This is a genomic window from Bacillus sp. 7884-1, from assembly GCF_002272245.1.
GTDB lineage: Bacteria > Bacillota > Bacilli > Bacillales > Cytobacillaceae > Neobacillus.
In genome coordinates this window covers 1-208 of record NZ_NPDD01000392.1, presented here as the reverse complement: position 1 = coordinate 208, position 208 = coordinate 1, and the positions used below count along the sequence as shown (strand labels likewise).

The window sequence follows — 208 nt, the reverse complement described above, 5'->3', positions numbered from 1 at the left end:
ATTCGGGATCAAAAAATGTTTCGCTTATCATGGGTAGTCCTCGCCATATTATTGGCAGGATACTTTATTAGTGAATTCCTAGATATTCCTGTATCTATCATTGCAGGTGTTGTTGCTATTTTCTTCTTATTCATGGGAAGAAGAAGCCATGCAGTCGAAACAAAAAGGGTCATCAAAGGAGCGCCATGGGCGATTGTATTTTTCTCGG

The 208-nt window shown here is 39.9% G+C and carries 1 protein-coding gene; it reads left to right on the top strand.

From position 1 onward, the window contains the following. A partial coding sequence (locus CHI06_RS29280; protein ID WP_306453860.1) for an ArsB/NhaD family transporter occupies positions 1 to 208 on the top strand: 208 nt, incomplete at both ends.